Below are 15,407 nucleotides of genomic sequence, written 5' to 3'. Positions count from 1 at the left end.
GGGGCGACCGTCGCGATATCGTCCGAACTGCAGTCGGTATCGAACCACCACCACATCTGACAGGCGACTGTCTAATTTATATCGCTTCCCGTCGTATCGTGTCGTACAGCCCTTGCGCTGATTCTCGAGGATGACACAACAGAACGACAGACAGCAACGAACGCGGACACGACGACGCAGACGAACCGACCCGTTCCGATGGACGTTCGCCGACGGGTCGTCACCGGCCGCACCGCACGTGGCGTCGATGACGTGGCGCGACGGACTGTTCGCCAACTGGCCCGTCGATCCCGACGCGCTTCGCTCGCACATCCCCGACGAGTTGACGCTCGAGACCCACGACGGCGACGCCTGGCTCAGCGTCCTGCCGTTCGTCCTCGCGGATGCCGGCGTCCGCGGCTCGCCGCCGTTCGCTCGGACGGCGGTCGCGGAACTCAACGTCCGGACGTACGTCCGCCACCGCGGCGACCCCGGCCTGTTCTTCTTCAGTATCGACGTCGGAAACCCGTTGATCGCCGCGACCGTCGGCCGAACGACTCGGCTGCCGGTCTACCACGCCCACATGCGGGTCAGTTCCGGCGACGAGAATGAGGTTGCGTTCTCGAGCACGCGGAGTCAAACCGCCGTCGGCGCTCGGCCGCGGTTCGACGACGACGCGGCTCCGGCGCGGTTCTCGGCGACGTACCAGCCCGACGGCGACGTCTTCACGCCGGCACCGGATACGCTCGCCTACTGGCTCGTCGAGCGCCGGCGGTTCTACGCCGCCGAAGAGAACCGGGGGGTCCTGTCGGGCGAAATCGCACACGACCCGTGGCCGTTACAGCCCGCGACCGTTTCGATCGACGCGAACACGATGTTCGAGGCGAACGGGCTGCCGGAACCGACGGGTGACCCCGTCGTCTACTACTGCGACGAACTTCGGATGACGGGGTCGATTCCGCGGCGAATTCGAGCGGAATCACGCCAGTAGGTGCTGTGAGCGGCCGACGTCGCTGTTGCGCGCAGTGAGTCGCCGAACTGTTCGAACGGGCTGCGAGAAGGTCGATTCACGTCGGGGGTCACGCGTCGCGATCGGAGAGCCGAACCAGTTCCGCCACTGACACGCCGTGGCCGACACCGTTGGATTTGTTAACTATGATGTGAGAGAATCCTCACGAAGGTTCATCTATGACAGCCACACTGACCGGAGATACGGCCGACGAACGAAACCCGTTCGTCTACGTCGTCGCGGCGCTGGCCGCGCTCAACGGGTTACTGTTCGGATTCGATACCGGCGTTATCTCCGGCGCAATGCTCTACGTCCGGGAGACGTTCGAACTGACGACGATACTCGGCTACTCGATGAACCCCTCCTACGTCGAGGGGATCATCGTCAGCGGTGCGATGATCGGCGCGATCATCGGTGCGGCCCTCGGCGGCCGCCTCGCGGACCGACTCGGTCGACGACGCCTCATTCTGGTCGGCGCCGTCGTCTTCTTCGTCGGGTCGCTCATCATGGCGATCGCACCGACCGTCGAAGTGTTGATCCTCGGACGGATCGTCGACGGGATCGGGGTCGGCTTCGCGTCGGTCGTCGGCCCGCTGTACATCTCCGAGATCTCGCCGCCGAAGATACGGGGCTCGCTGGTGTCACTGAATCAGTTGACGATCACCAGCGGGATCCTGATCGCCTATCTGGTGAACTACGCGTTCGCCGCCGGCGGCGAGTGGCGCTGGATGCTCGGTCTCGGGATGGTCCCCGCGGCCGTCCTGTTCGCCGGAATGCTCTTCATGCCGGAGAGCCCCCGATGGCTCTACGAACAGGGTCGCGAGTCGGACGCCCGAGAGGTCCTCTCCCGAACCCGTACCGAGAGCCAGGTCGGCGCCGAACTGCGGGAGATCAAAGAAACCATCCGAACCGAGTCCGGGACGCTCCGCGATCTGTTCCAGCCGTGGGTTCGACCGATGCTGGTCGTCGGCGTCGGCCTGGCGGTCTTCCAGCAGGTCACCGGTATCAACACGGTCATGTACTACGCGCCGACGATCCTCGAGTCGACCGGCTTCGAGGATACCGCCTCGATCCTCGCGACCGTCGGAATCGGGGCCGTCAACGTCGTGATGACCGTCGTCGCCGTCCTGTTGATCGACCGAACGGGGCGTCGACCGCTGTTGTTGACGGGACTCGCCGGCATGACCGGAATGCTCGCCGTACTCGGTGCCGCGTTCTACCTGCCCGGTCTCTCGGGGGTCATCGGCTGGGTTGCGACGGGGAGTCTGATGCTGTACGTCGGGTTCTTCGCGATCGGTCTCGGCCCGGTGTTCTGGCTGATGATCGCCGAAATCTATCCGATGGAGGTCCGCGGCACGGCGATGGGCGTCGTCACGGTCGTCAACTGGGCCGGAAACCTGGTCGTGTCGCTGACGTTCCTCCGACTCGTCGACGTCTTCGGACAGTCGGGGACGTTCTGGCTCTACGGCGCGCTCTCGCTCCTCGCGCTGGTCTTCTGTTATCGACTCGTCCCCGAAACGAAGGGCCGGTCGCTCGAGGAGATCGAGGCCGACCTGCGCGAGACGGCCTTCGGAAGCGAGGCCGAACGGACGGACGTAGTACAGACGGACGACTAGACGACTGACGCATCGCTGACGGTATTTTTCGTCGCGTTCCTCGATTTCGATCCGACACGAACGCGGCACTCGCTCGGTGACGACTGCTCTACTCGGTATCGATCAGTTCGAACGGGTGGCCGTCGTCCGCCGCGCGAGCGTTCTCGTAGACGACGTGCGCCGCGGCGACGTCTTGAATGGCCAGTCCGGTCGAGTCGAAGACGGTGACGCCCGTCTCGTCCGTCCGGCCCGGTTTCGATCCGACAACGACCTCGCCGATTTCGGCGTGGATGTCGTCGTCGGTCAGGGTGCCCTCGTGGTAGGGGACGTTGATCTCGCCCGAGTGGGTGCACTGCTCGTGGTCGTCGATGACGATCGTGGCCGCCCGCAGGAGGTCGTCGTGCAGTTCGTGTTTCCCCTCGGCGTCGGCCCCGATCGCGTTGATGTGGGTGCGATCGCCGACGTCGCCCGGTCCGACGATCGGGTCCTCGACGGGCGTCACCGTCGAGAGAATGTCGCAGTGGCCGGCGTCCGAAATCGAACCCGCGCGGACGTCGAACCGGTCGTCGTAGGTATCGACGAACGCGTCGACGCGCGCTTCGTCGGGGTCCGAGACGACGACTTCCTTGATCGACCGGACCTCGCCGATCGCCTCGAGTTGCGTGTACGACTGGACGCCGGCGCCGACGAGGCCGAGACTCGAGGCGTCCTCGACGGCGAGGTAGTCGGTCGCGACGGCGGCCGCTGCGCCGGTGCGTTTCATCGTGAGCGTCGTGCCGTCCATGATCGCCTTCGGGAAGGCGGTTTCGGGGTCGGAGTAGATCATCGTTCCCAGGACGGTCGGCAGGTCGTGGTCCGCGGGGTTGTCGGGGTGGACGTTGACCCACTTCAGTCCGGCGGCGTCCCACTCGTCGGTCGACAGATAGGCCGGCATCGACCGGAAGTCGCCGTTGTACTGCGGCAGATCGATGTAGGACTTCGCGGGCATCTGCGTGTCTCCGCGCTCGAAGGCCGCGAAGGCCTGCTCGACGGCGGCGATGACGTCGCCGAGTTGGGCGTAGTCGTCGACGTCGTCGCTGTCCAGAAGAAGCGTGTTCATAGTGGCGAATATTGCGGGGGCCAACTTAGTAGGTTCGAATCGGCAGGCCGGCGTGGGAGGGGTTTCAGTGCCGACACGCGGCGAGTTTTCGTCGAACCTGTTACCGTACCGACTCGAGCGAGCGGCCGAAACACGACCAATTAAATATCGACGGCGGGTGTACTACCGCACTGAACGAACCGTGTTCGGACTTCCCGATAACGATCGAGCGATAGCGAACTTTACGATGCTGGGCCACTCGCTGGTCCACTGGTTCGAGACGTCGATTCCGATCTTTCTCGTCGTCTGGCTGACCGAGTTTCCCGACGCCGGCGTCGTGGTCTTCGGCCTGATCGTCGCGTTAGGATACGCGCCGTTCGGTCTCGGTGCACTGCCCGCCGGCGTCCTCACGGATCGCTACGGTCCCAAGCGATTGATCCTCGTCTGTCTCGGCGGGATGGGATTCGCGTTCGTGCTCCTCGCGTTCGCGAATTCGATCGCCACGATCGCCGCCGCGCTCGTCCTCTGGGGGGTCGCCGCGAGCGTCTACCACCCCGCCGGACTCGCGCTGATCAGCACCGGCGTCGAGGAACGACCGACTGTCTTCGCCTACCACGGAATCGCCGGCAACGTCGGTATCGCCCTCGGTCCGTTCGTCACCGCGACGTTACTGATGGTCGGCCTCGAGTGGCAACTCGTCGCGGCGATTCTCGCCGTACCCGGCTTCGTCGGCCTCGCGTACGGCCTCAGCGCGAACTTCGATCCGGCGGGCGCGGTCGACGTCGACGACGTCTCCGACGCCTCCGAACCGCTCTCGCTCTCGGAGTTCGTCTCCGGGTCGCGCGCCCTGTTCGCGAGCGCGTTCGCCGTCGTCTTCGCCATCGTGACGTTCGAGGGGCTGTTCTACCGCGGTATTCTCACCTACCTCCCCGAGATCCTCCACGACGCGCCGGCGATGGCCGTCCTCGACCTGCCGACCGGATTCGAGGGCATCGAACCCGCGGACTACATCTACGTCGGTCTGCTCGTCGTCGGTATCGCCGGCCAGTACGCCGGCGGGAAACTCACCGACAGGGTTCGCGTCGAGCGCGGTCTCGCCGGAATCTTCGCCGTCCTCGCCGTCCTCGCGGTCGCCTTCGTCCCGGTACGGAACATGGGGCTCGGTCCGATCGTCGTCCTCTGTGCCATTCTCGGTTTCTTCCTCTTCGCGATCCAGCCGTTCTACCAGGAGGCCGTCGCGGTTCACACGCCGGAAGACGCTCGCGGCCTCTCCTACGGCTACACCTACCTCGGCGAGTTCGGCTTCGGCGCGGGGAGCATCGCCCTCGGCGGGTTCGCGCTCGGCGTGGGTCTCAAGGCCTTCTTCGGCCTGTTGATCGGCTTCGCGCTCGTCGGAATGGGGCTCTCCTGGGGCCTGCTCGTCGCCATCTCGCGCTTCGACGTCTGGCAGGGGCCGACGGCTCGAGCGCAGAGCGAGGACTGATCCGGTCGTCACGCTGCCCGCCGTTCTGGACGCTGAGAATTGATGTCAATGGGTCTTGGTTGACGAGTTCGAGTCTTCGAGTACGAAGCTGATCAGGTTGGGAGCGACGACGAAAAGGTGTGGGCCGACTCGAGCCGACGATTCGAGCGGTAGTTCCCTCCGTTTCTCACCGCGAGGGCCGAAGGCCCGAGCGGGCCGACGACCGATGTGGAGGTCCCGGAGGGACCGGAACGGAGGGAGGAGTGCTTTTATACTAAATTTTGCCGAGGGCGCGGCGAAGCCGCGCCCGTGGTTCGAAAGGCGCTTCGCGCCTTTCGTCATCACGAGAGAGCTTCGCTCTCTCGAACGACAGAGCAAAATTTAGTTCTACATCATGCCGCCCATGCCACCGCCCATACCGCCCATGCCGCCGCCCATGCCACCGCCGCCCGGCGGCATCTCGTCGTCACCGTCGTCGTCGGCGACGGCGAGGTCGCCGGCGGCGATGACGTCGTCGATGCGCAGCAGCATGACTGCGGCTTCGGTTGCGGATTCGATAGCCTGGGTCTTCACGCGAAGCGGCTCGTAGACGCCTTCCTCGGCCATATCGATCGTGTCGCCGGTGTAGGCGTCGAGACCGGACGCGGTGTCGCCGGCGTCGTGGTCGGCGCGGAGTTCGACGAGCGAGTCGATGGGGTCGAGCCCGGCGTTCTCGGCGAGCGTGCGCGGGATGACTTCGAGGGCGTCGGCGAACGCTTCGACGGCGAGCTGTTCGCGGCCGCCGACGGAGTCGGCGTAGTCACGGAGTGCGAGCGAGAGTTCGACTTCGGGGGCACCGCCGCCGGCGAGGACTTTGCCGTCCTCGAGCGTGGTGCGGACGACGCCGAGGGAGTCCTCGATGGCGCGGTCGACCTCGTCGATGACGTGTTCGGTGCCGCCGCGGAGGATGAGGGTAACGGCCCTGGCGTCGTCGACCTCTTCGACGAAGATGCGCTGGTCGCCGGCGATCTCCTTCTGGGCGACGCTGCCGGCGAAGCCGAGGTCGTCCTCGGTCAGATCGTCGACGCTCGAGACGGGCGTGGCGCCGGTCGCGCGGGCGAGCTGGCCCTGATCGCTGGATTTGACGCGGCGGACGGCGATGATGCCCTCCTGTGCGAGGTAGTGCTGGGCCATGTCGTCGATGCCGCCGTCGACGAAGACGACGTCGGCGCCGACATCAGCGACCGCTTCGGCCATCTCGCGCAGCTGAGCCTCTTCCTGCTCGAGGAACTGCTCGAGCTGGTCGGGGTCGGTGACGTTGACTTCGGCGTCGATCTCGGTCTCTTTGATCTCGAGGTCGCCGTCGACGATCGCGACGTTGGCGTCCTCGGCGAAGTACGGCATGCTGTCGGAGACGCGTTCCTTGTCGACGATGACGCCCTCGACGAGTTCGGAGTTCTCGGTGGAACCGCCGACGACCTTCTCGACTTTGATGTTGTCCGTGTCGACCTCGTCGTCGTCGGCGACCGAGCGGACGGCCTCGACGACGAGTCGGGAGAGCAGGTCGCGGGCGTTCTCGGCGCCCTTGCCCGTCATCGCCGTGGCGGCGATCTGCTCGAGGATCTCGGTGTCGTCGGCTTCGACGTCGATCGCGATGTCCTCGAGTACCTCGGTGGCTTCCTCGGCGGCCTCTCGGTACCCCTGGGCGAGGGTGGTCGCGTGGATGTCCTGCTCGAGGAGGTCCTCGGCCTGACTGAGCAGTTCCCCGGAGACGACGACGGCGCTCGTGGTGCCGTCGCCGACCTCGTCCTCCTGGGTCTCGGCGACTTCGACGATCATGTCGGCAGCGGGGTGGTCGATCTCCATCTCCGAGAGAAGCGTGACACCGTCGTTCGTGACGACGACGTTGCCTGTCGAGTCGACGAGCATCTTGTCCATCCCCTTCGGACCGAGCGTGGTCCGTACGGACTCGGCGACGGCCTTTCCGGCCTGAATGTTCATCGACTGCGCGTCTTTGCCGGACGTCCGCTGGCTGTCCTCCGAGAGAACGATAAGGGGCTGGTTGCCCATCTGCTGTTGTGCCATAGTCAACCGAAGGATTGTTTGTGATTCTATATAAACCTTTCGAGAACGTGCGAGCTAAATCCCACTACGAGGGCGTAGTACGGCAGTTCCCCGCTACCCGTACTACTGGTATTTATAACCATATCCGCCGTTGGAGCGTGAGAATCCACGGTTTGACGGCCGGTGACTCCGTTCATCGCGTCCGGAGCGGGGTCATCACTGCTCTCCCGACTTCGCCCGGTCAATCCCGTAGCCGGTCGGCGACGATGATCGCCAGCGCGCCGAGGACGGCGGCGACGCCGGCGACGGCGAACGCGGGATCGTACGTGCCGAGCGTATCGTGCCCTACACCCGCGAGAAACGGTGCGACGAGGCCGGAGAGTGCGAACGCACCGGAGACCAGTCCGAACACGGCGTTCAGGTTCGTCCGACCGAACAGATCGCCGGTCAGCGGGGCGAGCAGCGCCCCGTTCCCGCCGTAGGCGAGGCCGAAGACGAGCGAGAAGGCGAACAGTGCGACCGTCGTCTCGATCACCGGCAGGGCCAGCGTCGAGACGCCCATGATCGCCGAACAGGCCGCGAACACGCGGACGCGACCGACGTAATCCGAGACGTAGCCGATGCCGACCCGCCCGACGGCGTTCGCACCGCCGATGACGGCGAGCGCGGTCGCGCCGACGGCCCGCGACAGGCCGATATCGGACGCGTAAACGACGAGGTGAACGAAGACGACGTACATCGTCGTGTAGATCGCCACCCAGCCGACGAAGACCAGGACGAACGACGGCGAGCGCGCGATCGCGTAGACGTCGGCGAGCTGTTCGCCGACCGACTGCCGTTCGGTCTCCGCTCGCGCTCGCCGTTCGCCGTCGCCGTCCGTCTCGAGTGACCGGGTTTCGTCGGCGAACTCCCCGGACGGAATCGGTTCCGCCGTCGGTTCGTCCCTGATCAGTGCGGTCGCGACGAGCAACAGGACGGCGACGACGCCGGCGAGGACGAGGAACGACGACCGCCAGCCGACGCGGTCGATGAGCACGGTCGCGGCGGGTGCCACGACGAGCATCCCGACGCCGAGTCCGGCGGAGGCCACGCCGCCGGCGAACCCCGCCCGTCGGTCGAACCAGCGCGGAACGGTCGCGTAGGCGACCACGTAGACGATGCTCATCCCGATCCCGGTGACCACGCCGTAGGCGAGGACGACCGTCACCCACGACGACGCCAGACTGGTCCAGACCAGTCCGAGACAGAGCACCACCGTTCCCGCGGCGAGCATTCGACGGGTCCCGAGCCGATCGACGAAAACGCCGACCAGCACGGCACCCACGTACAGCATGAGCGTCTGTACCCCGAACGCGATCGTCGTCACGCCGCGGGAGCGGGCGAAGTCGTCGGCCATTCGCTCGAGGAAGACGCCGAAGGAGTAGGAGAGGCCGAAGACGACGAACGTCCCGAGGAAACACGCGAGGACGACGATCCAGCCGTAGTAGGGACGATTCATCGGTGGGTATCGGTCGATATCGTGAGTCGGGGATTGTGAATGAGGCGGAACCGGCGAAATCGTGTCGAGTCGCGTCGAGCCGTGTCGAGTCGGTTTCGATACAGGTCGATGCGGCTCAGTACGGGACGACGTAGAGCACGATCGCGAGGAACGGAATCAACAACAACAGCATGGCGATGGCGTATCCGAACATCTCGCGGGCCTTTATCCGGGTGATCGCCAGGAGCGGAAGCGCCCAGAACGGGTTCAACAGGTTGGTGTGTGCGTCACCGACGGCGTAGGCCATCGTCGCGTGGCCGGCCGGAATCCCGTGGGCCTGGGCGGCCTCGAGCACCGACGGGCCGAGGACGATCCACTCCCCGCCGCCGGAGGGGACGAACATGTTGGTTACCGCGGCAGCGAGCCAGGCGAAGATCGGAAACGTCTCCGGTGAGGAGATCGTGAGCAAGCCTTCTGCCATCGACTCCGCGAGTCCGGACGAGGCCATGATTCCCTGAATCCCGGCGAAGAACGGAAAGAGAAGGATGACCCCTGCAGCGGCTTTCGACGCATCTCCAAAGCGGTCGCGGTATAGCTGCGGCCGCGTGTAGATCGCCAGTCCGGCCATGAGGAACGCGAAGTTGACGACGTTGAGGTCGAGGGCGTCTAATCCGAGCGTCGCGAACGTGTAGCCGACCATGACGAGCCCGGCCAGCGCGATGAGTCCCCCCATGATCCGGCTGTTGTTGAGTCGTTCCGCGGGAACCTGCTCGTCCGACGGGCCCCCTGCCGAATCTACGGGTTCCGTCTGCACGTCACCGCCATCGGCGGCCGTCTCGAACAGTTCGTCTTCGGGGATGTACGCCGTGATGTCCCGTGATCGTTCGGGCGACGGACTCAGCAAGTAGAGCACGACCGCGGCGAAGGCGATCGAGAGGACGGTGAGCGTCAGCGCGTACGGGTGCAGGATCGTCGCGGAGGTGGGGACGGTCTCGTCGATGATTCCCATCTCGATGAACTCGTTGCCCTCGGTCGCGAGCAACAGCGGGGCGGACCCGGAGAGCCCCCAGTGCCAGGTCAGTCCCAGACCCATGTAGCCCGCCACGCACAGCAGCGGGTAGTGAACGGAGATCCCGTTCCGGTAGGCCGTCTTGCCCATCTCCCGGGCGAAGATCGCGCCGATGATCAGCCCGAGGCCCCAGTGGACCCAGGCGAGCGCCATCGAGATCACGCCGACGAGGACGACCGCTTGCTTCCCGTTCGACGGAAGCCGGCTCAACCACTGGAGACCGGCGTTGACCCGCGGATGATAGGCGACGACGAACCCGGTCATCAGGATGAGCACCATCTGCATCGCGAACGTCAGGAACGCCCAGAACCCGTCGTACCAGAACTCGACCGCCTCGAACACGCCCGCGTCCGTCCCCAGCACCGCCGCGATGTAGACGATGTACGTGAGGATGATGGCGAACAGGAACGGACTGGGCATCCACCGTTCCACCCAGTTGGCCATCCCGCTGCCCATGCGCTCGAGCGCCGACCCTCCAGTGATACTTTGTGCCATGAGTGGCGCTCACACCATCGACGTATAAAGTTTGGCCATTTTCACGTGTAACGTAACGTCTATATGCGAGAATGGGTGTCGGCGACGAACTGCACGCGTCCGACTCTCGTCGACTCTCTCCCTTCGTCGGAGAACACGTGCGAGGGAACCTAATACGGTAGCAGACCGACTACAATTCGTCCAATACACCACTGAACGGACACCTTCTGCTGGTGACGGTCCATCACATCGGTGGCCGTCGTCGGTTCGAGGCGATTAGCTCTCGATCAGGACTGTCCGCCGGGGAACCGGTGGTACTCCATGCCCTGGTGTTTCATCTCGTTGTGTTTCTCCTCGAGGAACGAGTAGACGGCGCCGTGTGGCGCTCCATCGAGGAGCATCTCGGCGGCGCTGCGGACCACGTCGACCTGCTGTGGCGCGCCGATGATGCCGAGGGTCGAGCCGTAGATGACGACGTCGGCGCCCGACAGTTCCTCCATGAGTTCGCGAGTGCGGCCGCCCTCGCCGATGAGCCGGCCCTTCTTGCGTTTCATGTCGTTCGTGTTGCGTGCGGCGGCGTCGATATCGACGACGTCGAACAGCATCATATCGTCCTCGAGCAGTCGCAACGCCGCGTCGGGCGAGAAGCCGCGGCCGATCGCGCGGACGATATCCGGCGCCTTGAGGCCGAGCACGGGATCGCCGACGGTCTCGACGGCGACGGAGCCGTTCTCCGAATCGATGTCGAGTCGCACCTCGGCCTCCGCCTCGATTTCGCGCATCGTCTCGCCGCCCTCGCCGATGAGAACGCCGATGCGGTCCTGCGGAATCTTCACGTGTTGCATACGGCACAGTACTAGCTGGGCGAGGTTAAGCGCTTGGTACGCGAGGTACGGGTGCGATTGACGCCCACTCGAGTCCGTCGCCGTTCCATCCTCGGCCGTCCGAGTCGCCTCGATCACTCGACGAGGGATCGGAACCGTACCGACTCCGAGAGCGTGTCGACGATCGCAACCGTCCGATCCGCCTCGGATTTGGCCAGCACGTGTGCGCCGGGATTGAGCACCGTCGTTCGGCCCTCGTCCGATAGCTCGCGCTCGTGGTGGTGGCCGTAACAGACGAAGTCGAACGTCTCGCCGGCGGCGATCGCCTCGACCTCCTCGAGGTGCTCGCCGTGGAGCACGGCGAAGGAGAGGCCGTCGAACTCGAGGCTCGCGAAGCGGCCGTGGAGTTCGCTCTCGTCACCCAGCGAGTCGAACGCAGCCCGGAGGTTCGCGACGTCGCCGTCGTTGTTCCCGAGGACGCCGTGGAGTTCGAACCCGTCGAAGTAGCCGATCATCAACGGGGCGACGAAGTCGCCGCAGTGGATCACGATTTCGACGCCCTCCTCCTCGAAGACCTCGGTCGCCCGCTCGATCGCTTCGACGTTGTCGTGCGTGTCGGAAATGATCCCGATGTTCATACAGGAGGTCGCGCTGGCGAGCCACTAATGCGTTCGGGAGCGAAAAGCCCTGGAGAGGCATCTCCAGACCGTCCGAAATGAAGGTTCAAAAGCCGGGAGTCGCTGGCAATAGATCGACCAGTAACGGGTTTAGTTTGGTCTCTCCAGGCAAGATAACGCTCGAAATATTTGCGGAGAATCATTCGATATACGCGTACCGTTCCAGACGGATTTCAGTCTTCAAATTAGCCGAAAGCGAGTCACCTCACCTGACTCCGGAACAAATTCTATCGCAAAAACACGTACTTGATCCGCTTACAACGCACAAATTGGTAGCAGTAGCTATCCCCGCGTGAAGTGAAATCACCCGACTACCGGTAGTCGGTTTAGCATCCAATTCAGGTATTTACCCCTCGGGTTAGAGATCTACACTGAGTTATTGGGTCAAATCGGTCTTTTGACCCGATTACGAATAGCCGGGTCGTAATCTACCAACCTGTCGGCTAAAACGTTATTTTCGCCGGGTGAAATACTCGTATTCGGATCAGTAGAAGTACCGACGAACAGCCATTATGTGTCACCGGTGCGTTCCCGACTGCAATGACCGATCTCGTCCACTATCACCACCCCGACGACGAGCAATACTCACTCGCGTACGTAACCCTGGACCCAGACGAGATCAACCCCGACGACGGGAAGGTCGAAACCTACCTCCTGGAGAAAACGGTTCACGTCCTGTTTACCAACTCTGGTGCGAGCGGCATCATCGACGAAATCACCGGCGAGTTGGAAGCGAAGTTGGACGGAATGTCAGAGCCAGATCGCCTCTTCGCCATGCGAATTCTCCAGACGTTCGAAGGTGTCCTCGAGGCCATGGAGCTGGAAGAAGGGGAGAAACTCGAGATCTACAAACAGATAGAGGTCGATCGCATCCCGACTGCACTCGATCACGTTGACTGGTCCGGCTCGGTCGTCGATGTTGCGGGCCAGTTGCTGTCGTCGCTCATCTTGGCACATCCGCTTCCGAACGCTAACCACCGAACGTCGATCGCGTTCGCCGAGTGGTACATCGAGAGCGCTGATTTGTCGTTTTCACTACCGGAGTTAGCGACTGAGACGTACGATTGGCGGAAGTGGGTCGATCCGTATATTGTCGATTCAAAACGTCTTCTCACCGTGCGCCGGAACACGATGCCGTTCAGGCTGCTCAGCGAGTGGGGCTGTGATGTCGTCTTGCGAAAGGGCGGTATCGAACGATCTCTCGGAGTACGATCTCGAGATGCGGCATTCAGAAGCTCTGTCGGTGTATGCGGCGCATCATTCCGATCTTTGCACGGAGTTCATGACCGAGTCGGTTACGCGAGCCGACGCGTCTCACCTCCGTTTCGAGCAGGGCCCAGACAAAGAGGAGTTCCTCGAGTATCTGCAAAACACGGACTGAGACGCTAACTTCGGCCAGTAAGTTGGTGGATTGAGGTTAGTCCCGAAGCTGGGCAACGGTTCGACCGAGTTCTCGTGCACGTTCGCTTTCGGAAATCTCGTATCGTTCTTCAAGCGAGCGAAGTTGATCCTCGAATTCCATGGTCTCTCTCGGGAGGTCCCGCTCTCCTGTACGAAAAGATAGTGCATCGTTGAATAAGTAAGTTCCCGTGCACAGATTGTGTCTCTCTACACCTGAGCTACTACTGCGCAACTACGCTTCATCACATCTTGGTAGACCGGTATATTACAATTTGTTCAATAGTCCTGGTATCGCATTCGTGAGGCGCTGTCGCGATCCGCCTCACGTGCGCTACCCTAATTTATGATGGTTGCTACAGTACGGTTCAGGTAGCTTTCCCATTTTCCGGGGGGAATTGAAGGAATCGTATTAAGCCTCGGCCGAGATCTGTACTCGTTGCTGACAGTCGGTCGCTGAGTCGGGACCCCTAGGCGCTCGTTTTTTGTCGACTCGAGCAGCCATCACCCCGCCGCGCCGTTGGTTCGCTCGTCGAGGAACTCCCGCGTCAGTGCGGCGACCTCCGAGCGAAAGTCCCCCATTTCCACGTTGCTCTGGCCGTGGTGGAGTCGGACGTGCGCCTCGCGAGTGATATCCTCGAGAACGCGCTCGTAGAGCGGCTCGAACGTTACGGGCCGACCTCGCTCCTCGAGTCTCTCAGCGAGTTTCCGGAACCGTCCTCGAGTAGCGTACGCCGCTGCCGCCTCCTCGGCCGACGCGTCGATCGGGGCCGGTTCGTCGCGCTCTCGAATCTCCGGATGGAGGATTTTCGCGCGCTGGCCCCGCTTGTTCCGAACGACGACGCCTTCGGCGGGGCCGTCGTACCAGTCGGACTGCGGAACGGTGTACGAGTCGGGATCGAAATGCCGCGCGCGGCACTCCCGTTCGAAGACGTTCACCGGCTCGAGGCCGATCCCCTCGAAAATCGCTTCGACGGCGTCCGGCGGGCGAAATTTCCCCGCATCGGCCGACCAGACGTCGACGCCGAGAAACGACGGCGTCCGCTCCCAGTCGTACGCGATTGTCCGGTGGTGCATCGCTTCGCCGAAGAAGACGACGTCCTCGACGTCGTCGACGGCACTCCGGAGCGCGTCGCGGTCCAAATTCTCCCGAACGTGGCGGACGGCGTGCTGGTACGGCTCTGGAACGGCATCGGGGTCGTCGTACACGCGGGTTCGATCGCCGAATCGAACGAGTCCCGACTGCTGGAGTTGGAAGCGAAACCCGGCTCCGTCGACCTTCTCGAGGAGCCACAGATGCCCCTCCTCGAACAGTCGGTCGGGGGCATCGGCGACGCGCGGGATCGGTGGAAGTTCCTTCATTCGAAATCGTCCGCAACCTGGCTGTGAGTTCCGCTGCTGGCCGGTCTCCTACTCTCCAGAGGGGTCCGGCTCCGGACTCGTCACGAACTCGAGTAACTCGTCTTCGTCCGTCTCCAGACCCTGCCGTGCGAAGAAACTCGCCACGTTGTAACAGTCTCGCTCGAGGAATTTCTGGCTGTTGGGATGGTGGACGGTGACGGCCTGTCCGACGTCGATGATCACGAGTTGGCCCTCGTCGAAGACGACGTTGTACTCGCTCAGATCGCCGTGGATGATGCCCGCGGAGTAGAGGCGGCGCATGTACTCGCGCATGACCTCGTAGGCGGTCTCCGGGTTCTCGATGTGGACCTCGCCGAGTCGTTTCGCGCGGCCGTCGTCGTCGCCGATGTACTCCATGACCAACACGTTGCGCTCGGTCGCGATCGGCTCCGGTACCCGCACGCCGGCAGCCTTGGCTCGCTCGAGGTTGGCGAGTTCCTTCTTCGTCCAGGCCAGCACGACGTCTTTCTTCTTGCCGCCGAGACCCTCGAAGCGGGGGTCGCCCTCGAGATAGTCGCGCATCTGGCGAAAATTCGAGGCGTTGATCCGGTAGATCTTGACGGCGACGTCGCGGTCGTCGCCCAGCGCGTGGTAGACGTTGGCCTCCTTGCCCGTCGAGAGCGGGCCGCCGAACGCCTCGACGTAGCCGTCCTGGACGAGTTTGTAGAGCGCCGCCAGGGTCGCGTCGTCGAACACCGACTGCTCGACCTTGAACTGGTCGGCGTCCTTGATCCGCTCCTCGAACTGCTCGAACTCGCGATCTCGCTTGCGAGCGATCCGGTCGGCCTCGGTTTCCGAGACGTCGATCTCCTCCCACTCGTCGCCCGGCGTTTCCACTTCCTCGAGGTCGACCAGTCCGAACTCCGTATCCGTTCCCTGTCCCATCTAGTCGGCCTCTACGAGAGCGGTGCGGGTAAAGAC

Annotated in this window: 12 protein-coding genes; 4 read left to right on the top strand and 8 right to left on the bottom strand. The window is 63.6% G+C overall.

All coding sequences use genetic code 11. The features are described from left to right. Positions 1-130: 130 nt before the first annotated feature. A complete protein-coding gene (locus tag ACSFC7_RS02540) occupies positions 131-970 on the top strand; it encodes a YqjF family protein (RefSeq protein ID WP_436346194.1) in 840 nt (279 codons plus the stop codon). A gap of 197 nt (positions 971-1,167) precedes the next feature. After that, entirely contained in the window at positions 1,168-2,604 is a 1,437-nt protein-coding gene (locus tag ACSFC7_RS02535) for a sugar porter family MFS transporter (RefSeq protein ID WP_436346193.1), read from the top strand. A gap of 88 nt (positions 2,605-2,692) precedes the next feature. Here the strand turns inward: ACSFC7_RS02535 and ACSFC7_RS02530 are convergent, their stop codons facing one another. Beyond that, complete coding sequence (locus tag ACSFC7_RS02530; RefSeq protein WP_436346192.1) at positions 2,693-3,682, bottom strand: ornithine cyclodeaminase family protein; 990 nt, start codon at positions 3,680-3,682, stop codon at positions 2,693-2,695. Between the two features lie 226 nt (positions 3,683-3,908). On the opposite strand from ACSFC7_RS02530, the gene ACSFC7_RS02525 reads away from it, so the two are divergent. Then, entirely contained in the window at positions 3,909-5,144 is a 1,236-nt protein-coding gene (locus ACSFC7_RS02525; protein ID WP_436347896.1) for an MFS transporter, read from the top strand. Positions 5,145-5,510: 366 nt separating this feature from the next. On the opposite strand, the gene thsA is transcribed toward ACSFC7_RS02525, so the two are convergent. From thsA to ACSFC7_RS02500, 5 genes are all read right to left on the bottom strand, one after another. Beyond that, positions 5,511-7,172, bottom strand: coding sequence for a thermosome subunit alpha (thsA, locus tag ACSFC7_RS02520; RefSeq protein WP_436347895.1), 1,662 nt, complete (start codon positions 7,170-7,172; stop codon positions 5,511-5,513). Between the two features lie 235 nt (positions 7,173-7,407). Beyond that, complete coding sequence (locus ACSFC7_RS02515) at positions 7,408-8,664, bottom strand: MFS transporter (protein ID WP_436346191.1); 1,257 nt, start codon at positions 8,662-8,664, stop codon at positions 7,408-7,410. Between the two features lie 115 nt (positions 8,665-8,779). Then, positions 8,780-10,207, bottom strand: a complete 1,428-nt coding sequence (locus ACSFC7_RS02510) for a short-chain fatty acid transporter (protein ID WP_436346190.1) — start codon at positions 10,205-10,207, stop codon at positions 8,780-8,782. A 266-nt stretch (positions 10,208-10,473) separates the two neighbouring features. Further along, entirely contained in the window at positions 10,474-11,031 is a 558-nt protein-coding gene (locus tag ACSFC7_RS02505; protein ID WP_436346189.1) for a KH domain-containing protein, read from the bottom strand. Positions 11,032-11,144: 113 nt separating this feature from the next. Then, a complete protein-coding gene (locus tag ACSFC7_RS02500; RefSeq protein ID WP_436346188.1) occupies positions 11,145-11,648 on the bottom strand; it encodes a metallophosphoesterase in 504 nt (167 codons plus the stop codon). A 579-nt stretch (positions 11,649-12,227) separates the two neighbouring features. Between ACSFC7_RS02500 and ACSFC7_RS02495 the strand changes: the two genes are divergently transcribed. Then, positions 12,228-13,076 (top strand): hypothetical protein, encoded by an 849-nt coding sequence (locus ACSFC7_RS02495; protein ID WP_436346187.1) that lies wholly within the window; start codon positions 12,228-12,230, stop codon positions 13,074-13,076. Positions 13,077-13,589: 513 nt separating this feature from the next. Here ACSFC7_RS02495 and ACSFC7_RS02490 read toward each other — a convergent pair. Both ACSFC7_RS02490 and rio1 read right to left on the bottom strand, forming a co-directional pair. Further along, positions 13,590-14,447, bottom strand: a complete 858-nt coding sequence (locus tag ACSFC7_RS02490; protein ID WP_436346186.1) for an RNA ligase family protein — start codon at positions 14,445-14,447, stop codon at positions 13,590-13,592. Positions 14,448-14,495: 48 nt separating this feature from the next. After that, on the bottom strand, positions 14,496-15,371 hold the full coding sequence (rio1, locus tag ACSFC7_RS02485) for a serine/threonine-protein kinase Rio1 (RefSeq protein WP_436346185.1): 876 nt from the start codon (positions 15,369-15,371) through the stop codon (positions 14,496-14,498). Between the last annotated feature and the right edge of the window lie 36 nt (positions 15,372-15,407).

Origin of the sequence: Natronorubrum halobium (assembly GCF_051351675.1) — an archaeon.
Taxonomy (GTDB): Archaea; Halobacteriota; Halobacteria; order Halobacteriales; family Natrialbaceae; genus Natronorubrum.
Note: the sequence above shows the minus strand (reverse complement) of the source record. Positions and strands in the feature narration are given on the sequence as shown.